The sequence below is a fragment of the Larkinella arboricola genome (genome assembly GCF_003259745.1).
GTDB classification, from domain to species: Bacteria; Bacteroidota; Bacteroidia; order Cytophagales; family Spirosomataceae; genus Larkinella; species Larkinella arboricola.
The window spans coordinates 504,719-528,749 of sequence record NZ_QLMC01000001.1; the positions used below are offsets into that span (position 1 = coordinate 504,719).

The window sequence follows — 24,031 nt, forward strand, 5'->3', positions numbered from 1 at the left end:
TTTAACGATGAAATTTCGTCTATTGATCATCGGTGCGCTCAGCCTGGGGCTGGCCGGTTGTTCGGATTTTCTGGAACTGGCCCCCAAAGACGCGATGAACGTCAAGAATTTTTACCGGAATGCCTCCGATATGCAGGTGGCCGTCAATGCCGCCTACGGGATGCTGACCAGCGCGGGTGAATACGGCTATGCTTATTACAACGTGGGTGAAGTCCGGTCCGATAACACGATGAACTGGGAGGGGGGCGGAAATCTGCCCGATGCCGAACTCGACCAGTTTAAAATGGCTTCCACCAACGAAATCATCCGGCTCATGTGGCTGGATACGTACCGGGGAATTCTGGCCTGCAACGCGGTTTTGGACCATATCGGTGGTGCTACGATGGATCAGGCAATGCGGGACCGGTTTATCGGGGAAGCCAAATTTCTGCGGGCGCTGATGTATTTCAACCTGGTCCGGACGTTCGGGGATGTGCCGCTGGTGGTGTCTGAAACGAAATCCGTATCGGAAGGATACAGCCAGTCGAGACGACCCGCGTCGGAGGTGTACAGCCAGATCATTGCCGACCTGGCCGACGCCGAGCAGAAGCTGCCGGTTTCGTACACCGGCAACGACATTGGGCGCGCCACGAAGGGAGCCGCCCGGGGCTTGCTCGGTAAGGTGTATCTGACCACCGGCGATTTTGCCAAAGCGAAAGACAAACTCAAAGAGGTAATTGAGCAGGGCACGTATAAACTGCTGGACGATTACAAGGCGCTGTGGCCGGTCGCCAACGCCAACAACCAGGAGTCCCTTTTTGAAGTGCAGTTCAAGAAAGGCGGAACCGGCACGGGAAGCAACTTTTACAACAATTTTGCCCCCCGCAACTCCGGAACCTCCGTCATCAAGGTGGGCTTTCCGAGTGGCCGGAACATTCCAACGGAGGATTTAATTGCCGCTTACGAACCCGGTGACAGTCGCAAGGAAGCGTCGCTGGCGGTGGGGTATACGGACAATGTCACAGGTAAGTTTGTGGCCGATCCGTATACGCTGAAATTCCAGGATACGCCCTTTACCGAAGGCGATGCCGACAACAACTGGCCGGTGCTCCGGTATGCGGATGTACTTTTGATGTATGCCGAAGCCCTCAACGAAGTCAACGGTGGGCCAACGGCAGAAGCGCGGGATGCGATCAATGTCGTGCGGAAACGGGCGAAGCTGGCTCCGCTGGCGGCTGGTCAGTCGAAGGCGGCTTTTGCGCTGGCGATTGAGCACGAGCGGCAGGTCGAACTGGCGTTTGAAGGCCACCGCTGGTTTGATCTGGTCCGGACCGGCCGGGCGGTTCCGGTGATGAATGGGCATTTTAAGGGGCAGGTCGTGCAGGATTTCAACAAGGTTTTCCCGATTCCGCAGACCCAGATTGATGTCAATCCGCAGGGCATCACGCAAAATCCCGGCTATACCTTTTAGGCCCGTGTCAAACTAAGTTTCACAGGAGCGCCCGGCACGGGTTGAGCCGGATTTCTTCCGACTTCGTTCGGTGCCGGACGCTCCGCTTACGTATCGAGCATTTGATGATGAACTACAAAAACTATCTGCGCCCATTGGTTTTGGGTCTTTGTGGGTTAACCACCACTTTAGGAATTGCTCAGGCTGATGCGTCCGTATCCGGCAAACAATCAGCGCGGATGGATACCGTGTCTGCCTCCACGGTTTTTATTCATACCGGCTTTGAAAACGCATCTCCGATGAACTGGGAGGTCGATGCCGAAGGCCGGGTGGTCGGCAGTCTGGTGTACGACCACGAGCGGTTTTCCATCAACCGGGCGGTCAATCACTTTCATTTCCGGGTCGAAGCGCCGGTGGGCAAGGAGGTAACGATCATTCTCGAGAACTTTAACAACATCTGGAACCGTACCCCCGCCAGCTCGATTTCCAAACTGACGCCCATCGTGGTTTCCTTCGACAACAAAACCTGGGAAAGCCGCCCGACCGAGTTGATTTCGGGCAACCGGTTGCAGTTCAAAGTGAAGATGACCGGCCCCAGCGCCTACATCGCCAGTCTGGAACCGTACCGCATCAGCGATCTGGACCGGTTTCTGGCCAAAATCCGGACGCATAAACTCGTTACCGTCACCCCAATCGGGCACACGGCCGAAGGGCGGTCGCTGGAGATGATCAAAGTCGGCAACGAGAAAGCTCCGAAACGGCTTTTTATCCGGGCGCGGGCGCATTCGTTCGAAACGGGCGGCAACTGGACGGTCGAGGGGCTGGTCAACCGGTTGTTGAAGGATGATGCCGAGTCGCGGCTGTACCTGAAAAACTACTGCGTTTACATTCTTCCGATGGCCAACAAGGACGGCGTGGCCCGGGGCCGGACCCGGTTCAACGCCAATGGCTACGACCTGAACCGCAAGTGGGACATTGCGGCTGATTCGTTGATTGCGCCCGAAAATTATTTCCTGGAAAAGTGGCTGGCTAAAATGGTTCGGGAAAACAAAAAGCCGGACCTGGCCATCGACCTGCACAACGACCCCGGCGGCAACCTGCACATCAGCCGACCCGCCGGCGACATCACGGCTTATCTGGCAAACATGAAGAAGCTCGAAACGCTTCTGCGGAAATACACCTGGTTTACGGAAGGCTCCACCAGCGCCCAATTCCGGAATCCCGGCTCGCTGGGCGAAGGCTTTATGGAACGGTTTGGCATCGAGGCCCTGGTGTACGAACTGAATTACGAGTGGATTGCAGGACTGAAAAAAGCCCCGTTGGCGCAGGACTGGCTGCTACTGGGCAGCAAACTGCCGGAGGTGTTTTACCATTATTTCCAGAAACCGTAACCGGATGAAAAAGCGATGGCCCCGGGCGGTCTTGTGGGCGGGCCCGATCTTCTTTTTGCTTGCATCTCTCAGCTTTCGCGTGCCCCAACTGCTGGATGGCCGGATGGGGCCCACGGAAAGCTACGCGCTGGATTCAACTCGACTGGAGGTGAAAACCGTAGCGACCAACCTCAACGGCGTCTGGGATATGGTCTGGGGGCCCGACAACTGGATCTGGTTTACCGAACAGGACGGAAAAGTCCGGCGGCTGAACCCGGAAACCGGGCAAATTCTGGACCTGCTGCAAATCCCTGATTATTACCGCAAGCGGCTGGGGCTGATGAGTATGGTATTGCATCCCGATTGGAAAACCAGTCCGCAGGTGTTTATCAATTACACCCATATGCAACCGGATTCCGTCATTGTCTCCAAACTGGTGCGGTATACCTACAACGGCAAAAACCTGATCAAGCCCGTCTTGCTGTACCAGATTCCGGGGTATTTGGGGCATAACGGCTCCCGGCTGGTGGTCAGCAAGGACCGGAAACTCCTGTGGGCCACCGGTGATCTGAAGCAAAAGGAAACGATTCTGGACCCCAAATTTCCCAACGGCAAGGTGCTCCGGCTGAACCTCGACGGTACCATTCCGGCTGATAATCCGTTTCCGGGCAGTCCGGTCTGGGCGATGGGTTTCCGGGTGCCGCAGGGGTTGGTGTTTGCCAGCAACGGTAATCTGTTTATTGCCGAACACGGCGATGCCACCGACGACGAGGTAAACCGGGTGGTGAAGGGAGCCAGTTACGGATGGCCGCATATCGCCGGTTTCAGCGACTTGCCCGACGAAGAACGGTATGCCGCCGACCATCCGACCGTGTTTCCGGTCAAAGCCTGGACGCCCACCATTGCCCCGGCCGGTATGGATTATTACGACGGCAACATCCCCGAATGGAAAAACGCCTTGCTACTCAGTACGTTGAAAGACCAGAGCCTGCGGGTGCTGCGGCTGGACGCCAAAAAGGAGAAGATTGTGGACGAGCAGATTCATTTTTCAAAGCAGTTTGGCCGCCTGCGCGACGTGTGTGTATCGCCGTCGGGTGCGGTTTTTATCGGCACCAGCAACCGCGACTGGAACCCCATTGCCAATTTTCCGATCCCAGCCGATGACCGGATTATCCGCATCAGCCGCGCCGGTACCATTCCGAAAGCAGCGCGGGTGGCGAAGGCTCAGAAAAGCGCCGACGCAGAACCGGCGGCTTTGCTGTACGCGAGCTATTGTGCATCCTGCCACAAACCGGATGGGCGTGGGGTTCCGGGTTCGTTTCCGTCGCTGGTCGCTTCGTCCCGGCTGAAAGGGGATAAAAAGGCGCTGATTAAGTTTATCCTGACCGGTTCTCAATCGGCGTCCGGGGAAGGAATGCCGGCTTTTGGTTTTATGTCCGATAAGCAACTGGCCGAAGTCGTCTCGTATGTCCGCGTCAAACTGGCCGGGGAGGCTTCCGGAGTTTCTGCCGAGGAAATCAAGCAGGTCCGGGCTGATAAAAAATGATGGATAAGCACTCTAAAAGGTTCGTATACCGCCATCACAGAAGGGTAGACGGCCCTTGCAATGTGTAACGCTGTCGATTCTTCGAACGCTCCTTTTAATCTTTTCCATTAAATCATCCATCTTTTTCCGAATTAAGGCTATGGTTTATCGGGTATAAACTTGTGTTTTTTGCATATTCTCCAAGCTGATTCTTCGTAACCAACTTCTGCGTATGCAAAAAAAGTGGCTGGGCATCTGTCTTTTTGCGCTCGCTATCGGGTTTGCCTTTTCAAATCGGGCGATCGGTCAGAACAAACTCTCCTTAGCCGGTGAGTGGCAACTTCGCCTGGACCCAAACGACCTGGGCCTGCGCCAGCACTGGTGGCAAATGGAGTACACCGACCGGGTTACGCTACCCGGTTCGCTCGCCGAAAACGGCAAAGGCAACGACATAACCTTGCAAACGCCCTGGACAGGGGATGTTTTTGACAGCACTTATTTTGTTTCGGAGCGCTACCAGAAATACCGCCAGGGCGACGTTAAAATTCCCTTCTGGCTCAAGCCCGTCAAGTACTACACCGGTCCGGCCTGGTACAAACGACAAATCGATATTCCCGCTGACTGGGCCAAAAAGCAGATTACGCTGAACCTTGAACGGTGCCATTGGGAGACGATGGTGTACGTCAACGGCCAGTTCTGCGGCACCCGCAACAGCTTGGTGGCGCCCCATCAGTTTGACCTGAGCAAAGCCCTGCGCCCGGGGCGGAACACGATTGTCGTGCGGGTGGACAACCGCTACAAAATGCACATCGGTCCCAATTCCCACAGCGTGGCGGACCACACCCAGACGAACTGGAACGGTCTGGTCGGCGACCTGTCCTTAACTGCCGGATCGACTACCTACCTCGACGATGTTCAGGTCTATCCGAAACTGGCAACCAAAACCATTGCCGTAACGCTGGACCTGCACCAGCCCCGGCGGCAAACCTTCCGGGGCAAGATTATTCTCCAGGCCAAACCGGTACAGCCTAACGCAACGGCCCTGCCCAATCAGGAGCAGCCCGTCAATTTTTCCACCGAAGAAACCACCGTCACGGCCACCTACGCTATTCCGAACCCGCAGCTCTGGGACGAATTTACGCCCAACCGCTACGAGTTGCGCGCCCAGTTGGTCAGTGAGCAGGGCGAGGTATTATCCGAAAAAACGGTGCCATTCGGGATGCGCGAAATGGGAACCAGCGGCACCCGACTGACCATCAACGGACGGCCTATCTTTCTGCGGGGCGACGTGGATTGCGCGGCTTTTCCGCTAACGGGTTACCCACCCACCACCGAACCGTACTGGGAAAAAATCATGAAAACGGCTAAAGCCTACGGCCTGAATCACCTGCGTTTCCACTCGTGGTGCCCACCCGAAGCGGCTTTTGACGTGGCCGACCGGCTGGGGATGTACCTGTACGTGGAAAGTCCGCTCTGGGCCAACCAGAGCAGCGCCGTCGGGACCGGTGGCGTAATCGACGACTTCATTTACCGGGAATCGGAGCGCATTCTGAAAGCCTACGGCAACCATCCGTCGTTCTGCATGATGTCATACGGCAACGAACCGGGCGGGGCGTTTCAGTCGGATTTTCTGGGTCGTTGGGTCGAGCATTTCAAGCAAAAAGACGGTCGGCGGCTCTATACGAGCGGTGCGGGCTGGCCGATGCTGCCCGAAAACCAGTTCCACATTCACTCCGACGCCCGGATTCAGCAGTGGGGGCAGGGCGTCAACAGCATTATTAATGCGAAGCCTCCCCAAACCGGCTACGACTGGCGGGAAATCATTCAAAAGGCTTCAGCGCCTTACATCAGCCACGAAATCGGGCAGTGGTGCGTCTACCCGAATTTCGGGGAAATGGCCAAATACAAGGGCGTGTTGAAGCCGACCAATTTCGAGATTTTCAAAGAAACGCTCGAAGAAGCCGGGATGGGCGATCAGGCAGAAGCCTTCCTGCATTCATCAGGCCGGTTGCAGACCCTCTGTTACAAAGCCGACATCGAAGCCGCCCTGCGTACGCCCGGTTTTGCCGGTTTTCAACTGCTGGGCCTGCACGATTTCCCGGGCCAGGGCACGGCGTTGGTCGGGGCGCTGGACGTTTTCTGGGAATCAAAAGGGTACACGACGCCCGAAGAATACCGTACGTTTTGCAACAATACGGTTTTGCTGGCTCGCCTGGACAAACTCGTTTACGAAAACAACGAGACGTTACAGGCCGCCCTCGAAATTGCTCATTTTGGTCCGCAGGAATTGACGAATCAAACCGTGATCTGGCAGGTGCTGGATGCGTCGGGCAAAGTGAAACGAAGCGGAACCCTGCAAAAAGACCGGGTTGCCATCGACAACGGGCAAACCGTGGGCACCGTTCACCTGCCGCTAGCTGGCTTTAAGAAACCGGAGATGCTGACGCTGAAAGTGGCCTTGAAGGGCACGGATGTTACCAACACCTGGAATTTCTGGGTGTACCCGACGGGGGTCAATCCCGATGCAGCTAGGGGGAAAGTAATCGTCGCCCACTCGCTAACCGACGACGTGGTAAACCAGTTGCAAAACGGCGCGAACGTGCTGCTGTTGTCCTATGGCCACGTCCGGAAGGGCAAAGGGGCCGAAGTGGAAATTGGTTTTTCAAGCGTGTTCTGGAATACCTCCTGGACGAAAGGGCAGGCTCCGCACACGCTGGGACTGCTCTGCGATCCGGCGCACCCGCTGTTTGCGGCATTCCCGACCGAAGCCAGCAGCAACTACCAGTGGCAGGATCTGGTCAGCCATTCCCAAACCGTCATCCTCAACGATTTCCCGAAAACGCTCCGTCCCCTGATTCAGCCGATTGATACCTGGTTCGAAAACCGTCGGTTGTCGCTGGCGTTCGAGGGGCGTGTCGGCAAAGGGAACCTGCTGGTTTGCAGCATCGACCTGGACAATAATCTGGCCCAGCGGTCCGCAGCCCGGCAACTGAAATACAGCCTGTTAAACTACATGAACAGCAGTCGGTTTAAGCCGGGCCATGAGCTTTCCGCTGATCAGATTAGTCAATTGTTCCAGCAGGAAACGACGCTGATCAGCCCGGCCCAAAAGAAGTAAACGAACCTATCAACACCGCTAAACGAATCTATGGATTTGCAGGAAGTAAACGTGTGGGAAGAGTCGGTTATCATTCCCACCTACGGTGTCGGCGCTCCCGAAAAAAATCCGATGTTTCTCGAAAAACGGGTCTACCAGGGCAGCAGTGGCGTGGTGTACCCCAATGCCGTCATCGAGAAGATCGACGATCACAAGGAAGACCGGGCGTATCAGGCGGTTTTTCTCGAAAACCAGTACCTGAAAATCATGGTTTTGCCCCAGTTGGGTGGCCGGATTCAGATGGCGTACGACAAGATCAAAAACCGTCATTTTATCTATTACAATGGGGTCATTAAACCCGCGCTCGTGGGACTAACGGGGCCGTGGATTTCGGGTGGGATTGAGTTCAATTGGCCGCAGCACCACCGCCCCAGCACGTTCGAGCCGGTGGATTACACCACCGAAGCGCATCCCGACGGCTCTAAAACGGTGTGGGTCAGCGAGGTGGAACGGATGTTTCACACAAAGGGCATGGCCGGTTTTCGGCTGTATCCCGACAAGGCGTATCTGGAAATTCAGGGCGTTCTTTATAACCGTACCCCGATGCCGCAGACGTTTCTGTGGTGGGCCAACCCCGCCGTGAAGGTCAACGACCATTACCAGTCCGTGTTTCCGCCGGATGTGTACGCGGTATACGATCACGGACGGCGCGATGTTTCTTCCTTCCCGATTGCGCGGGGGACGTACTATAAAGTGGATTATTCGCCGGGCACCGACATTTCCCGCTACAAAAATATTCCGGTACCGACCTCGTACATGGCCGTGGCATCGAAGTACGATTTCATGGGCGGCTACGAACACGACAGCCGGGGCGGTTTGCTGCACGTGGCCGATCATCACCTGTCGCCGGGCAAAAAACAGTGGACCTGGGGCAACGGGGAGTTTGGCTACGCCTGGGACCGCAACCTGACCGACGAAGATGGCCCGTATATCGAACTGATGACCGGCGTGTTTACGGACAATCAACCGGATTTTTCGTGGATTATGCCCAACGAAGAACGCCAGTTTACGCAGTATTTCATGCCGTACAGTGAAATCGGGCTGGTCAAAAATGCCACGAAAGAAGCCGCCGTGAACCTGGAATGGACGGAAGAAACCGTTCGGGTCGGGGTGTATGCAACTGCCGTGTATCCCGGTGCCATCGTCCGGCTAACCCAGGATGAAGAAGTTGTATTTGAACAAACCGTTGATCTTACGCCGGAACAACCTTTTTTCTACGAAGTCAGCCAACCCATTGAAAAGCCGGCCAGCCTGAGCGTGAGCGTTGAAACCGCTGACGGTATTGAGCTAGTCACTTACCAGCCCGAAGAACCCATAGAGCAGGCAATACCGGAACCGGCCCAGGCCGCCAAAGACCCCGCCGAGGTAGAGAACAACGAGCAGTTGTACCTGACGGGTTTGCACATCGAGCAATACCGCCACGCGACCTACGCGGCCACCGATTACTACGAGGAAGCCCTCCGTCGCGACCCGGGCGACGTTCGCTGCAACAACGCGATGGGGCTCTGGCTGCTCCGGCGGGGGCAAATCGCGCGGGCCGAACCGTATTTCCGGCGGGCCATTCAGACCCTGACGCAGCGCAACCCCAACCCCTACGACGGCGAACCGTATTACAACCTCGGTCTTTGTCTGCAACTACTGGGCCGCGACGCCGAAGCCTACGATGCGTTCTATAAAGCCACCTGGAATGCGGCCTGGCAGGACACCAGTTTCCTCGAGCTGGCCCGCGTTGCCACCCGACGCAAAACCTACGACAAAGCGCTAAAACTGGTCGAACAGTCGCTGATTCGAAAATGGCACGGGCATTCGGCGAGGCACCTGAAAGCGGCTCTGCTGCGCAAGACCGGGCGGACGGCGGAAGCTCTCCGGCTTATCGACGACACGCTGGCCATCGACCGCTTTCATTTTGGCTGCCTGTTCGAAAAATCGCTTATCGAGCAAGCGGATAACCCGTTGAAAGCCGCCCAAACCCGCCGGGAGCTAAACGAACTGATGCGGTTTTACGTCCATAATTACCTGGCTTATGCGCTGGATTACAGCCGGGCCGGTCTGTACGACGAAGCCATTGCCCTGCTGACGGAACTGCTGGCATCCGGGCAACCCGTTTACCCGATGGTGTATTACTTTCTGGCCTATTTTCATCACCAGTTGGGAGACGCCCAAACCGCTCGGGAGTACCTTAAAAAAGCCACGGAGGCCAGCCCGGACTTTGTGTTTCCCAACCGCTTGGAGGAGTTGCAGGTTTTGCAATGGGCGACTTCGCAAACAGACGATAATCAGTCAATTAATCACGCCCACACCTGGTATTTCCTCGGTAATTTCTGGTATGCCAACCGGCAGTACGACGAAGCCATTGCTGCTTGGGAACGTTCGGTTAATCTGAAAGATACTTTCCCGACGGTGTTCCGGAATTTGTCGCTGGCCTATTACAACAAGCGTCACCAACCCGACCGGGCGCGGACGGCACTGGAAACGGCTTTTGCGCTCGACCCGATGGATGCGCGGGTGCTGATGGAACTCGATCAGTTATACAAAAAGCTGAACCATCCGCCCGCCGAGCGACTTGCCTTGCTAGAAAAACACCTGACCGTCACCGAGCAACGGGATGATCTCTATCTGGAGCGCATTACGCTGTATAACCAGTTGGGCAATCACCAGAAAGCCCGCGATTTGCTGGCTAGTCGGCAGTTTCATCCGTGGGAGGGGGGCGAAGGCAAGGTGGTGGGCCAATACCTGATCTGCCACCTCGAACTGGCCAAACAGGCGCTGCAAAATGCCGATTACGCCGAAGCCCTGACGCTGCTGGAAGCCGCCGAAACCTATCCCCCCAATCTGGGCGAGGGCAAACTGTTCGGCGTGCACGAACCCGACCTGTTTTACCTCAAAGGACTGGCCTATGAAGGCTTAGGCGATCCGAATACCGCTCGGGGCTATTTCGAGCGGGCTTCGGTGGGGCTGGAAGCGCCGGTTCAGGCCGTTTTTTACAACGATCAGCAGCCGGACAAACTGTTTTACCAGGGGTTGGCTCGCAAAAAGCTCGGTCAGCACGAGCGGGCGGAATCGCTTTTCAATCGCCTGATCGAGTACGGCCAGATGCACCGAAATGATACGATCAAGATCGACTATTTTGCTGTTTCGCTGCCCGACCTGCTGGTGTTTGACGCCGACCTGAACGAGCGCAACCGCATTCACTGCGATTACCTCATGGGGTTGGGGTATCTGGGGTTGGGCAACGGGCATACGCAGCGGGCTATCGACTGTTTTGATCGGGTGCTGGCGCTGGATGGGACCCACCAGGGCGCGGCCCTGCACAAGAAAATGGTCCAGTTTCTGGCACTGCCGGAAATGTCGGGTTAGGCTTTCCGGCGCTGGCGGAAGTCGCGGGGCGACACGCCCATGATGTGCGAGAAAACCCGGCTGAAATGATAGGGGTCGCCATAGCCGATCTGGTAGGCCACTTCCTTGATCCGGAACCGGGTGTTTTCGAGTAGGCGGCAGGCTTCCTGAATCTTTAAAAAAGTAAAAAAGTTGATGGGCGCACTTTGCACCTTAGCCCGAAAAACCGCCGAGTAATGCGAAGCCGACATACCCGCCACCTGGGCCAGTTCTTCCAGACTCAGCGACTTGCTCAGGTTTTCTTTCATGAACGTGATGGTCCGGCTGATGGGGTCACTTTCCGGCTGGGCGAGCGGGCTAGGGTTGTAAACCGCGTTGTTGAACGTCGCCAGAAAGCGTGACAAACTGCTGTTGGCGTAAATAACATTGTCCAGGTTAAACGACATTTCAACGTGCGCCAGAATATCGTCAAACAATTGAAAACGTTCGGGTTGGGGCGACACGGTAACCGGGGCGAAGTCCTGACCCGGCCTATCGTGGCCCGACTTTAAAAAATCCAGAAAATGATGCGCACGCGAACCCGTAAAATGCAGCCAGTAAATCGTCCAGGGATTCCGGGCGTCGGTGCCGTAGCGGTGGGCCAGCTCAGCGGGCAGAATAAACATCTGGTTGGGCTTGACGCTATATTTCTGGTCGTTAAGAAGATACCAGCCTTCGCCCTGGACGCAGTAAATCAGAATGTGTTGCGGGCTGCCCTTCCGGCGTTCGCGGTCGTGAAAAGCGGCTTTCGGGTAATAACCGATATCGGTAATGTACAACGATTCGCAAAGCGGATGAACGGCAATCTGTTTTTGCAGGTCGCTGGGCAAAACGCAACTACGCTGTCCGGCAAAGCCTTCTTTCTTCTTGATCATGACGGTTTTTTCGCTGGGTTTGGGTAGGCACTGCCCCGTAAAAATACAGAACCAACTCTTTTTCTTTCTAAACCCTATCGTTAATTCATTCCCAACCGTTATGGCAACCAGCGGTCTCAACACCAGTTACATTTTCGGCATCGCCTTTATCTCGGCTCTGGGCGGCTACCTGTTCGGCTTTGATTTTGCCGTTATCTCGGGCGCGCTCCCCTTTCTGCGTACTAATTTTGGGCTGACGGCCTGGTGGGAGGGCTTTCTGACGGGTTCGCTGGCGCTGGGCTGCATGGTGGGCTGTGTGCTGGCGGGTAATCTGGCCGACCGCTACGGGCGCAAACCCGGCCTGATGGTGGCGGCCCTAATTTTCGCGCTGTCCTCTATTGGCATGGCCCTCTCCGGAACCTTGTCCGTCTTCATCGCCATGCGGTTTTTTGCTGGTATTGGCGTCGGTATGGCCTCTACCCTCAGCCCTTTGTATATCGCCGAAATCTCGCCCGCCGAAGTCCGGGGCCGCAATGTGTCCATCAACCAGTTGACCATTGTTATCGGTATTCTCGTGACCAATCTGGTGAATTACAGCCTGGCCGACAGCGGTCCCGATGCCTGGCGTTGGATGTTCGGGCTGGGGGCGGTGCCGTCGCTCGGCTTTCTGGTGGGCGTGTTCTGGCTTCCCGAAAGTCCGCGCTGGCTGGTACAGACGGGCAGAGTAGGCGAGGGCGAAACCATTTTACGCCGGATTGGCGGAGAATCGTTTGTCCAGCAAACGGTTACGGCGATTAATCGATCTATGGAAGGGAGCCATAAACCTTCCTTGCAAATGCTGTGGGAAAAAAGCGTCCGTCCGGCGGTTTTTGTGGGCATGGGGCTGGCGGTGCTGCAACAATTGTGCGGAATCAACGTGGTGTTTAACTATACTTCCACGATTTTCGAAACCGTCGGGGCCAATCTGGACCGTCAACTTTTTGAAACCGTTGCGATTGGGGCGGTTAATCTGGTGTTTACGCTGGTGGCGATGTGGCAGGTTGATAAGCTGGGCCGCAAACCGTTGATGCTCATCGGTACGCTCGGCCTGGCGGTGCTGTACGTCGTGATTGCGACGCTGCTGAAAACCGGCGCGTCGTCGGGGCTGCTGTCGGTGTTTGTGCTTCTGGCGATCAGCGTGTATGCTACGTCGCTGGCCCCCATCACCTGGGTTCTGATCTCGGAGATTTTCCCGAACCGAGTCCGGGGGCTGGCCCTTTCGGTGGCCGTACTGGCGCTCTGGGGCTCGTATTTTGTCCTGGTCTTCACATTCCCGATTCTGGCCGAATGGCTGGGAACCTACGGTCCGTTCTGGCTGTATGCACTGATTTGTCTGCTGGGCTTCTGGTTTGTCCGGCGGAACGTCTACGAAACGAAAGGCAGAACGCTTGAGGAACTGGAAGGGACGTTTGTGGGACATTGAAACCGTAAGATTATCCATCTTAATCAAAATTACGGCTATTGATTTAGCGAAAGCCGCCCGTAACCTTTGTATTTTTGGAATTAAGCAAATAATGATTTGGATTTTACCGCACCAACTGGCTACTTTAATTATTAATTCCTAAATCTTAACTAAACCCTTAGCTCTTTCTTTTATGCACTTTTATTTACGGTGTCTGCAAACGGCCGTGGTGTTGGTTTGCTTTACGCTCACCGCCTTTGCCCAGAACGCGATCAGGGGGCGGGTTACGGACGAGCGAAACGAAGGGATACCCGGCGCAACGATCACCATCAAAGGCACAACCCGGGGCACAACAACCGATGCAGCTGGGGCGTTTCAGCTCAACGCCAGCCCGAACGAAACGCTGGTTTTCAGCTATGTAGGCTACACCACGCAGGAAGTGGTTGTCGGTAGCCAGACCAACCTGACTATCCGAATGGCAGCCGACACCCGCAGTCTGGAAGAGGTGGTGGTCGTGGGGTATGGAACGGTTCGGAAGAGCGATTTGACCGGTTCGGTATCCACGATCAAAGCCGATGCCATTAAGGAAATGCCCGTCATTTCGGTCGATCAGGCCATTCAGTCGCGGGCGCCGGGGGTGCAGGTGACGCAGAGTTCATCGGCACCGGGGGGCGGTATTTCCATTCGGGTGCGGGGCGCCAACTCCATCAACAGCGGAAGTGAGCCGCTTTACGTGATTGACGGTTTTCCGATGTATCCCGACAACGGCGCGATGGGAACATCGGGTAACCGGCAGGCCAGCAACGCGATGGCGACGATAAACCCCAACGAAATTGAATCCATCGAAATCCTGAAAGATGCCTCCGCAACCTCCATCTACGGTTCGCGCGGTTCCAACGGCGTGGTACTGATTACGACCAAACGCGGGAAGGAAGGCGCCAGCCGGGTAGACTACGAAGGTTCGTATTCGATTCAGCAGATTGCCCGGCCCATTGAGGTGCTGAACGGTGCCGATTACGCGCGCTATCTGAACATTCTGGAACGTAGCCAGGGCGGTAGTCCGCGCTATACCGATGCGCAAATCAATCAGATCGGCGCAGGCACAAACTGGATGGATGCCATTACGCGGACCGGTGCCCTCTCCAATCACCAGCTTTCGTTTACGGGCGGGACGAAAGGAATGCGGTACGCCTTTGTGGGCAACTATCTGAGCAATCCGGGGATTGTCAAAAACACGTTCTTCAAGCGGTACGGCTTTCGCCTGAATCTGGATAATGATTTTCTGAACGGGCGGGCCACGCTGAGCAATAGCTGGTCGTATAACCGTACGGGGAGCAGCAACGTCGCCACTGATCGCGGTGGTCCGGGCGGGATTATCATTACGGCCCTGGGGCTGGACCCCACCGTGGCCATTTACGACCAGAACGGCAATTACAACTACCCCAGCTACGACCAGCGTTTCAACATCAACCCGCTGGCCGAGGCCCAGGAAGGCTACGACCGGGACAACATCAACCGCCTGTTCGGAACAACGGCTTTAACGATCAATCTTCTGGAGGGATTGAAATTCCGGACCAGTCTGGGGGCCGATGTCGTAACCGCCGAGCGCACTACGTTTTACAACAACTACACCTACACAGGTCGGCAGTATGCGCGGCAACTGGAGCGCGCCAACCGCAACGTCAGCAGCATTCTGAACGAAAACATCCTCAGTTACAACAAGCAAATCCGCCCGGGCCACAACCTGGACGTTACGCTGGGGTACACGTATCAGAAGGAAAGCAACAAACTCAATTCGGCTTCCACGCGTGGACTGCCCTCCGATGATCCATTTTCGGTAAACATGCAGAATGGGAGTCGCCCGCAGGTGCCTAACTCCGGGCGGCTTGACTGGACGCTGGAATCGTTTCTGGGCCGGGTCAACTACAACCTCAAAGACCGGTATTTGCTGACGGTTACGGTTCGGCGCGATGGTTCGTCCAAATTCGGGCCCAGTAACAAATGGGCCAATTTCCCCTCGGCGGCTTTGGGCTGGCGGGTGGTCAACGAAGGGTTCTTCCAGAATTCGGGGTTGAGCAAGGTGTTCGATGATTTCAAATTCCGGGCCAGCTACGGCTTAACGGGGAACTCGCAGATTCCGGTGTACCGGTCGCTGGCGGGTCTGGTGCCGTACAACTACGTGCTGGGTGGTACGCTGGTGGCGGGTTACGGCCCGAACCGGATTGCCAACCCCGACCTCAAATGGGAAAGCACGGCCATGCTGAACCTGGGTCTGGACCTATCGCTGCTGAACAACCGTCTGTCGATGACCTTCGACGTGTTCAACAACAAAACCACGGACCTGCTACTGGACGTTTCGATTCCGCAGAGCACGGGTTTCAGCACGATCATGCTCAATTCCGGCTCGCTGTCCAACAAGGGTTTCGAGTTTTCGACGAATTACAAAATCCTCAACGGTTCTGACTGGAAGTGGGACGTGAGCGGTAATATTTCGGTCCTGCGCAACGAGATTCTGGATCTGGGTCAGAGCACGCCCTTCTTCGCCAACAGCACGAGCGGCCACCTGGGCGTTTTCGGTAGCTGGGTCGAAGAAGGCAACGCGATTGGCGTCTGGAAGGGCTTCAAATACGTTGGCCTGTTCCAGACCGACGACGAAGGCAAAAGCTTCGCGGCCCGTGCCGGTTATCCCAAATACGAGGACGTGAACGGCGACGGCAAATACACCGCCGACGACTATGTAAACATCGGCAACCCGAACCCGAAATTTACCTGGGGCCTGAATTCGAGCGTCAAGTTTAAAAACTTCGATTTCTCTATCTTCTTCCGCGGTGTTCACGGCAACGATGTTCGCAACCTGCAACAGTCGGAGATGGGCGACGGTGTTCAGAAAATCAACCAGATTGGTAACATCCTGACCGATTCCTGGACACCCGAAAATCCGGGAGCGAGTCGGCCCGTGATCGATGGTCGCCGGGATTTCATTTCCTTCCGCCGGTCGTCGTTTTTCATTCAGGACGGTTCGTTTATCCGGCTGCAAAACCTGGCGCTGGGCTACAATCTGCCGCTGAATACCAAGTACATCCGCAGCGCCCGGATTTACGCCAGCGGCCAGAACCTGTTCCTGATTACCAAGTACAAAGGCTTCGATCCGGAGGTGAACAACCAGGGCCAGAACAACCTCAACCGGGGGGATGATTACGATGCCTATCCGCGCGCCCGGATGTTTACGGTGGGCGTTAACCTTGGTCTGTAATTCCGCTAACCCTTCAATTGTAAAAAGACACATGAACCTGATACATTCAACCCGACTCAAATCCCTGCTGCTGGTGTCGTTCCTGGCTGCGGGCGTGGGCTGTTCGGACTTAAAGGAAACCCCCGATTTTATCAATCCCGATACCTTTTACAAAACCGCCAACGAACTGCAACTCGGCATCAACGGTATTTACGACGATCTAAACTCCGGTTATTCCGGTTATTTCTACGACCGCTACGTGTTTGAGTGTCTGACGGGCGACCAGATTGGCTGGGAAAAAGGGCCGCTGCAATACAATCTGGGTAACGTCAGCACCGCCGACGAGTACATCGAAGCGTACTGGCAGATCAGTTACCGTTCCATCAACCGGGCCAATGCCGCCATCGAAATTGCCGACGCCATGCAGGACCCCGCCAACGACGCGCTGGTGAAACGGCTGAAAGCGGAAGCGCAGTTTCTGCGGGCCTTTTACTACTACGGTTTGCTGATCTATTTCGACAACCCTCCGCTGACCGTCAAATCGACCAAAGGCATCAGTGAACTGCCCTCGAACGCGGGTGGCAAACGCGCCGTGATCGACCAGATTTACGCCGACGCCAAAGCCGCTGCGGAGGTGTTGCCCGCTTCGTACACGGGTGCTGACGCCGGGCGGGCCACCAAATGGGCGGCCAAAGCCATTCTGATGAAAACCCAGCTGTGGGACGAAAAATGGGCCGACGCCAAAGCCACCGCCGAGGACATCATCAACAACAGCGGTTTGCAATTATTCGAAAACTTCGGCTACAACTTCGACCTGGCGCACGAGAATCAGGGCGAACGGCTTTTCGAAGCGCAGGTGTCAGCCGGTGCCAACGCCAGCGAATGGAACGTGCATTCGGCGCACTTCAACCCCGAAGATTATCCCAGCGAGCTGGGCGGTGCGGGCTGGAGCTGGCTGAGTGCTACGCAGGAGTTCCGGGCTTCGTACGATCCGAAGGACAAACGCATTGATGCCACCTTCATCGAATCGTATCCGACGGGCCGGTTTGGCAAGGTAGACGGCCAGTACCCGATTGTAAAGTGGAGCCCGAATGCAGATTTCAACCTGTCCCGGTTTGGCGGTGTAGTGAAGGCCGACGCCAACCCAAAAGATCCTTCGCAGTTGATTTTCGGGAAAGCCTGGGCCGGGAAGCTCGTGGAGTTGGGCATCAACTATAACAATACCGAAAAGAATACGATCTATCTGCGGCTGGCCGACATTCTGCTGGGCCATTCCGAAGCCTGTAACGAGAGCAATTCGGGCGACAAACTCATGGGTATCAACAAGGTGCGGGTCCGGGCCGGTCTGGCACCCCTGAGTGGCCTGAACCAGTCAGCGCTGCGCGATGCCATCATTAAGGAACGGGAGCAGGAGTTTGTTTTCGAGCAGGTGATGTACCCGGAATTACGCCGGAAAAGCAAGTTTGGCGGGCAGCCGGATTACCTCGGCGACCACATTAAGCACTACATCACCAAGTACAACGTGGGCCGCACACTCAAGGCCCGCGATTACGTACTGCCGATGCCGCTGAAGGAAATTCAGGGCAACCCGAACGTAACGCAGAATCCGGGATGGTAACCGCAATCAGCATCAGAAAGGGGCTTTCACGAGCCCTTTTTTGATGCCGTTTTTTAGCGATCTTTCTTCTATGAAGTACCTATTTTCAGGGTTGATCTTTCTGAGCCTGCTGGCCTGCGAGCAAAAGCCCCGGACGTTGTTTACGACCCTGTCCGCTTCGGAGTCGGGCGTCCGTTTCCGCAACACCGTAACCGAAAATGATTCGTTTAACCTGGTTGATTACTACTACGTTTACAACGGCGGGGGCGTGGCCGTTGGTGATCTGGACAACGACAACCTGCCCGATCTGTACTTTACCGGCAATCAGGTTGGCGACCGGATGTACCGCAACACCACCAAACCGGGGGCGGATCATCCAACGTTCGAGGATGTGACCACCCAGGCTGGACTGAAAAACGGCGGCTGGTCGACGGGCGTGACGATGGCCGATGTCAACGCCGACGGCTTGCTGGATATTTACGTATGCAAGTCCGGGAACTACGCGGGCAACCGCCGGAAAAACCTGTTGTACATCAACAAGGGAAATTTTCGCTTTGAGGAAAGCGCCGAACGTTACGGTTTGGCCGACACCAGTTACACCAATCAGGCCGTATTTTTTGACTACGACAAGGACGGTGATCTGGACGTATACCTGCTGACCAGCACGAACCTGATCCGCAATCCGAATCAGGTAACACCAGTCATTGCGGACGGTTCGGGACTGGCCAACGATAAACTATTCCGCAACGATTCAGGCACGGACGGACCCCGGTTTACCGAAGTCACCAAACCGGCGGGAATTCTGCACGACGGTTTTGGCCTGGGGCTGACCATCGCTGATTTCAACGGCGACGGCTGGGAGGATATTTACGTCGCCAACGACTTTCTGGCGAATGATTTTCTGTACCTCAATAAGCAGAACGGAACGTTCAGTGAGGTCGGCAAAACGTATTTCAAACACCACAGCCAGTTTTCGATGGGCTGCGATGCCGCCGATATTAACAACGACGGTTTGACGGATCTGGTGGTGGCCGACATGTTGCCCGCCGACAACGAGCAGCGTAAAAAAATGGCGGGTCCGGCCAATTATCAGCAGTTTGAAAGCACCATCCAGCAGGGCTACCACCCGCAGTTTATGCGGAATATGGTGCAGATCAACGGTGGAAAAGCACCTGATGGTCGGATGGTTTTTTCGGAAATCGGGCAATTCGCTGGCGTATCGGCTACCGACTGGAGCTGGTCGCCCCTGCTGGCCGATCTGGACAACGACGGCTGGCGGGATCTGGTCATCACCAACGGCTACCTGCGCGACATTACCGATCTGGATTTCGTGTCGTTTAATAACTCCTTTGCCCGCGACGGCAACCGGACGCCCGAAGAAATCAACCAGTATCTGCGGCAGGGCGCACCCAAAATGCCGAGCATCAAAAAAGCGAACCGGTTTTTTCGCAACAACCGCGACCTGACGTTTGCCGACATGACAGTCGACTGGTTCGGTACGGAAACCTCGCTCTCCAATGGTTCGGCCTACGCCGATCTGGACCGCGACGGTGATCTGGATTTGATCGTGAATAACATTAATCAGGATGCGTATATCCTGCAAAACAACACCGCCAACCACCATTATCTGCAACTGAAACTAAGTGGTCCGGCGCAAAACCGGTTTGGTCTGGGTGCGGAAGTGACGGTTTTCGGCAACGGCTTAACCCAAACCTACCACCACACCGTTACGCGCGGCTTCCAGTCTTCCAGTGATTACCTGATTCACTTTGGGCTGGGAGATGCCAAAACCGTCGATTCGCTAACGGTGATCTGGCCGGACGGAAAAACGCAGACCCTTCGTAAACCGGCCATCGACCGGGTTTTGACGCTGGACTATCAGCAGGCCCAAAAAACCGTCCGAAAGTCGGAAAAGCCGCAGCCAACCCTATTGGCGGACGTGACGCAAGCGTCTGGTCTTCAGTTTGTCCATCAGGAAGAATCGTATCTGGACTACAATCAGGAGCCGCTTTTGCCGCATAAATTCTCACAGCAGGGGCCCAAATTAGCCGTCGGGGATGTCAATGGCGACGGTCTGGAAGATGTGTTTGTGGGCGGATCATTCCGGCACTACGGTAAGTTGCTGATTCAACAACCTTCGGGCACGTTTATCCAGAAAAGCTACACGGATGAATCAAGGCCCAAAGACGAAGAGGATGTTGGCGAGCTGCTGTTCGATGCCGACGGCGATGGCGACAACGATTTGTACATCGTCAGCGGCTCCAATGAGTATTACGACGGTTCGGAATACTACCAGGATCGGCTGTATCTCAACGACGGCAAGGGGAACTTTACCCCGGCCACCGACCGACTACCCGCCATCCGGCACAGCGGTTCGTGCGTCAGGGCGGTGGATATTGATCAGGACGGCGATCTGGACCTGTTTCGGGGTGGGCGGCTCAAGGCGTTGCAGTATCCGCTGCCCGGCGAGAGTTACCTGCTGATCAACGAAGGCGGACGGTTTCGGGATGCCACCGCCGAACGGGCACCGAATCTGCGAAATGTCGGCATGGTGACCGATGCAATCTGGGCGGACATTGACCGGGATTCGTGGCCCGACCTGCTGGTGGTGGGCGAACTGATGCCGATTACGGTTTTTAAAAACAACCGGGGAACGCTAACACCGCTGGCGGTCGATGCGCTGAAAGACTCAGACGGTTTCTGGAACTGCATTCGTTCCGGCGATTTTGACCACGACGGCGATCTGGATTTTGTGGTCGGAAACCTGGGATTGAACAGCCGCTATCAGATGTCACCCGACCAGCCCATGCGTGTGTATGCGGGGGATTACGACGGCAACGGACGGATCGACGCCATTGCTTCCTACTATCTGGACGGCACCGAATACCCCATTGCGTCCCGCGATGAACTGGGCCGCCAGTTGCCCCTCATTAAAAAGCAGTTCACCAATTACGCCCAGTACGCCCAGGCCCGGCTAACAGACCTGCTGCCCCCCGAACGCCAGAAAGCCAGTACGGTTTTGCGGGCCTGCCAGCAGCAAAGTGTATGGCTCGAAAATACCGGCAACGGGTTCCGGCTGAAACCGCTACCGGCTCCGGCGCAGTGGGCACCCATTCAGGACTTTCTGGTGGATGACGTGGATCAAGACGGCCATCTGGACATTTTGGCGGTGGGCAATGCCTACGATGTTGAGTCGGTGGCGGGCCAGTACGATGCCCTGACGGGTCTGGTGCTGAAAGGCGACGGCAAGGGAAATTTCCGGCCAATATTTTTTCCGCAAAGCGGTTTTCTGGCGGACGGCGATTGCAAGAGTATAGTTGGTCTGAGGAGTGGACGCAAACGGCTGGTGCTGGTCGCTGCGAATCAGGGCGTTCTAAAAATCTACAGCGACCAAAAACGCTAAGTTCAGGCGCAATCTGGTGCCTGAACACGGCTATCTTTCAGTGAATGGTATTTGTTTAGAAAGGATGATGGCCAACGAATTAAGAAAACTTTCTCTCAATTCGTTGGCCATCATTCGGTAAAATTCAAGAAGTCAGTTGATTAACTCCGCTACTCGTTCTTGTTGGCGCCCCCCTGACGAGCCGGTGGCTGCGTGGCCGGGCGCTGCTCCTGCATGGGGTTGGACGAACGACGGCTTTGCTGCCTGAACAACTGGAAACGCGTTGGCTGCTGGGCCTGACGCGGAAAGGCGTTATTGTCGGTGTCAATGTCGGCAATCTCCTGGAAGGGGTCCAGCGTCCACTGTACCACCCGCTTTGAGGTGGCAATCACCTTCTGAATCTGCGCATCGTTGAACCGCCAGATTTCGGCCGGAAAACGAGCCACCGAATCCGTACCGTCCTCAAACTGCATCCGGACAATCACCGGCATGGGCAAACCGCCTTTGTTCTTCAGCGTCAGCGTGTAGAAGTTGTTCTTCGACTCCAGCAGCTTCCGTTCCTCCTCGCTCAGCGTAGCCAGGTACGCCTGATAACGCTGGCGGTCGGCATCGGTGACGGTATAGGGGTCGTAGCGGTTATAGAAATCCTTCATGGTCGAGTCCTGGGCCACCACGGTTTGATCTTTGGTAGCGGCATCGCGAATCTTGCTCATGGTCTTGGCTTTAGCCTCGGCTTCAGCACGGGCCAGGGCTTTTTCGACTTCGGGGTTCTGGGTGTTGACCGTAAACCAGTTCACTTCCACCAAATCCTGATCGACGGGCTCGACGCCGTAGAACCAGCCTTTCCAGAACCAGTCCAGATCAACGCCCGAGGCATCTTCCATCGTGCGGAAGAAGTCGGCGGGGGTGGGGTTCTTAAATTTCCAGCGGTTGGCGTATTCTTTGAAAGCGTAATCGAACAGTTCGCGACCCATGACGGTTTCCCGCAGAATGTTCAGGGCAACAGCCGGTTTGTCGTAGGCATTGGGGCCAAATTGCAGGATGTTGTCCGACGAGGTCATGATGGGCGACAGCAAAGCCGGGTCCGACTTCATGTAATCAATAATCTGGTATGGTTCGCCGTAGCCACTGGGGAAGTTATAGTCCCACTCTTTTTCGGCCAGATACTGACAAAAACTGTTCAATCCTTCGTCCATCCAGGTCCATTGCCGCTCGTCGGAGTTGACGATCATCGGGAAAAAGTTGTGGCCCACTTCGTGAATAATCACCCCGATCATGCCCGCTTTGGTGGCTTCCGAGTAGGTGCCATCCGGTTCGGGCCGACCGCCGTTGAAGCTAATCATCGGGTATTCCATGCCGCCGTAACGCGTCGCATGACAGGAAATAGCCACCGGATACGGGTATTTGAAGGTGCGGTTTCCGTACGATTTCAGCGTATGCTCAACCGCCCGGGTCGAGTATTGTTCCCACAATGGGTTGCCTTCTTTGGGGTAAAAGGACATGCTCCAGATTTTCTTGCCATCGCCGTAGACGTCGGTTTGCATGGCATCCCAGATGAATTTGCGCGAGGAGGCAAAAGCAAAATCCCGTACGTTGTCGGCTTTATAAATCCAGGTTTTCTTGCCGGTGGGTTTGCCTTTTTCGGCGGCTTCGGCTTCGGCCTGCGTCACAATTTTGACCGGTGTTTTCGAGGTAGATGCTTTTTGCAGACGCTGGAATTGCGTCGGCGTCAGCACCTGCTTGTAGTTCAGGCATTCGCCGGTGGAGCCTACAATATGGTCATTGGGCGCGGTGATGGCTACTTTATAGTTACCGAAAATGAGCGTAAACTCGCCCTGACCCAGAAACTGCTTGTTTTGCCAGCCGTTCACGTCGTCGTAGGCGCACAAACGCGGAAACCAGTGCGCGATGAAATAATTCCGGTTGCCATCTTCCGGAAAATACTCGTACCCGCTGCGACCGTAATACGCGGTGATGTTATAGTTCCAGTCAACGCCAAATGAGAAGTTCTGCCCCGTTTTCAACGGTGTGGGCAGGTCGATGCGCATCATGGTTCCGTTGATGGTGTACTTCAACGGTTTTCCGGCGGCATTCCGAACGGCGGTTATTTTATGACCGTATTCTTTTTGGGGATTAATCTGGGCACCGGATTCGGCGTTGTTCAGGTTGTGCAGCCGGGCCAGACTAGTTCCATTGCCCGAAACCACCGACTGCGTGGTTAGGTTAGCCGTTGAGTTCTTTTCGAACAGGTTCTGGTCCAGTTGCAGCCAGATATATTTCAGTTCGTCGGGTGAGTTATTAAAGTAGGTGATGGTTTCCGATCCGATGATTTTCTGGTTAGCATCGTCGAGTTCAACCTTAATGTCGTAGTCGGCGCGGTTCTGGAAAAAATCCCGGCCGGGTGAACCCGAAGCCGTGCGGAACGTATTGGGCGTGGGCAATTGGGGACCGAGCTGTTCAAACCGGTCGTTGGCCTTGTAATTGGGGGAGGACGGTGCCTGCGCCCGGCTTATGGCAGACAGGCCGACAAATACCGCAATTAGCACGGAAATTCTCATTCTCATTTGTTGATCGAAGCTATTTTAACGTAATGGAAGTGAAGACGAAAGATAACGTGAAAGCCGTCGGATACCAAATTTTGTATATTATTCGGTTGATAGGAAGGATTT

At 55.5% G+C, this 24,031-nt stretch carries 11 protein-coding genes; 9 read left to right on the forward strand and 2 right to left on the reverse strand.

Annotation, left to right across the window (positions count from 1 at the left end; translation table 11 throughout):
* The first annotated feature begins 7 nt into the window (after positions 1 to 7).
* The 5 genes from LX87_RS02055 (at position 8) to LX87_RS02075 (ending at position 10,838) form a co-directional block, all read left to right on the forward strand.
* Positions 8 to 1,450 carry a RagB/SusD family nutrient uptake outer membrane protein gene (locus tag LX87_RS02055; RefSeq protein WP_111626504.1) on the forward strand — a complete coding sequence of 481 codons (1,443 nt, stop codon included), beginning with the start codon at positions 8 to 10 and terminating at the stop codon, positions 1,448 to 1,450.
* Positions 1,451 to 1,554: 104 nt separating this feature from the next.
* Positions 1,555 to 2,820 carry a M14 family zinc carboxypeptidase gene (locus tag LX87_RS02060; RefSeq protein ID WP_229310516.1) on the forward strand — a complete coding sequence of 422 codons (1,266 nt, stop codon included), beginning with the start codon at positions 1,555 to 1,557 and terminating at the stop codon, positions 2,818 to 2,820.
* Between the two features lie 4 nt (positions 2,821 to 2,824).
* Complete coding sequence (locus LX87_RS02065; RefSeq protein WP_111626505.1) at positions 2,825 to 4,345, forward strand: PQQ-dependent sugar dehydrogenase; 1,521 nt, start codon at positions 2,825 to 2,827, stop codon at positions 4,343 to 4,345.
* 211 nt (positions 4,346 to 4,556) lie between these two features.
* A complete protein-coding gene (locus LX87_RS02070; RefSeq protein ID WP_111626506.1) occupies positions 4,557 to 7,442 on the forward strand; it encodes a DUF8487 domain-containing protein in 2,886 nt (961 codons plus the stop codon).
* Between the two features lie 30 nt (positions 7,443 to 7,472).
* Positions 7,473 to 10,838 carry a tetratricopeptide repeat protein gene (locus tag LX87_RS02075; RefSeq protein ID WP_111626507.1) on the forward strand — a complete coding sequence of 1,122 codons (3,366 nt, stop codon included), beginning with the start codon at positions 7,473 to 7,475 and terminating at the stop codon, positions 10,836 to 10,838.
* Here the strand turns inward: LX87_RS02075 and LX87_RS02080 are convergent.
* Positions 10,835 to 11,731 (reverse strand): AraC family transcriptional regulator, encoded by an 897-nt coding sequence (locus tag LX87_RS02080; RefSeq protein ID WP_111626508.1) that lies wholly within the window; start codon positions 11,729 to 11,731, stop codon positions 10,835 to 10,837. The genes LX87_RS02075 and LX87_RS02080 overlap by 4 nt on opposite strands.
* Positions 11,732 to 11,831: 100 nt before the next feature.
* Between LX87_RS02080 and LX87_RS02085 the strand changes: the two genes are divergently transcribed.
* From LX87_RS02085 to LX87_RS02100, 4 genes are all read left to right on the forward strand, one after another.
* Complete coding sequence (locus tag LX87_RS02085; protein ID WP_111626509.1) at positions 11,832 to 13,172, forward strand: sugar porter family MFS transporter; 1,341 nt, start codon at positions 11,832 to 11,834, stop codon at positions 13,170 to 13,172.
* A 172-nt stretch (positions 13,173 to 13,344) separates the two neighbouring features.
* Positions 13,345 to 16,404, forward strand: a complete 3,060-nt coding sequence (locus tag LX87_RS02090; RefSeq protein ID WP_111626510.1) for a SusC/RagA family TonB-linked outer membrane protein — start codon at positions 13,345 to 13,347, stop codon at positions 16,402 to 16,404.
* A 31-nt stretch (positions 16,405 to 16,435) separates the two neighbouring features.
* Complete coding sequence (locus LX87_RS02095) at positions 16,436 to 18,001, forward strand: RagB/SusD family nutrient uptake outer membrane protein (protein ID WP_111626511.1); 1,566 nt, start codon at positions 16,436 to 16,438, stop codon at positions 17,999 to 18,001.
* A 70-nt stretch (positions 18,002 to 18,071) separates the two neighbouring features.
* Positions 18,072 to 21,383, forward strand: a complete 3,312-nt coding sequence (locus LX87_RS02100; protein ID WP_170139291.1) for a VCBS repeat-containing protein — start codon at positions 18,072 to 18,074, stop codon at positions 21,381 to 21,383.
* A 149-nt stretch (positions 21,384 to 21,532) separates the two neighbouring features.
* On the opposite strand, the gene LX87_RS02105 is transcribed toward LX87_RS02100, so the two are convergent.
* On the reverse strand, positions 21,533 to 23,920 hold the full coding sequence (locus tag LX87_RS02105; RefSeq protein ID WP_374755108.1) for a M1 family metallopeptidase: 2,388 nt from the start codon (positions 23,918 to 23,920) through the stop codon (positions 21,533 to 21,535).
* Between the last annotated feature and the right edge of the window lie 111 nt (positions 23,921 to 24,031).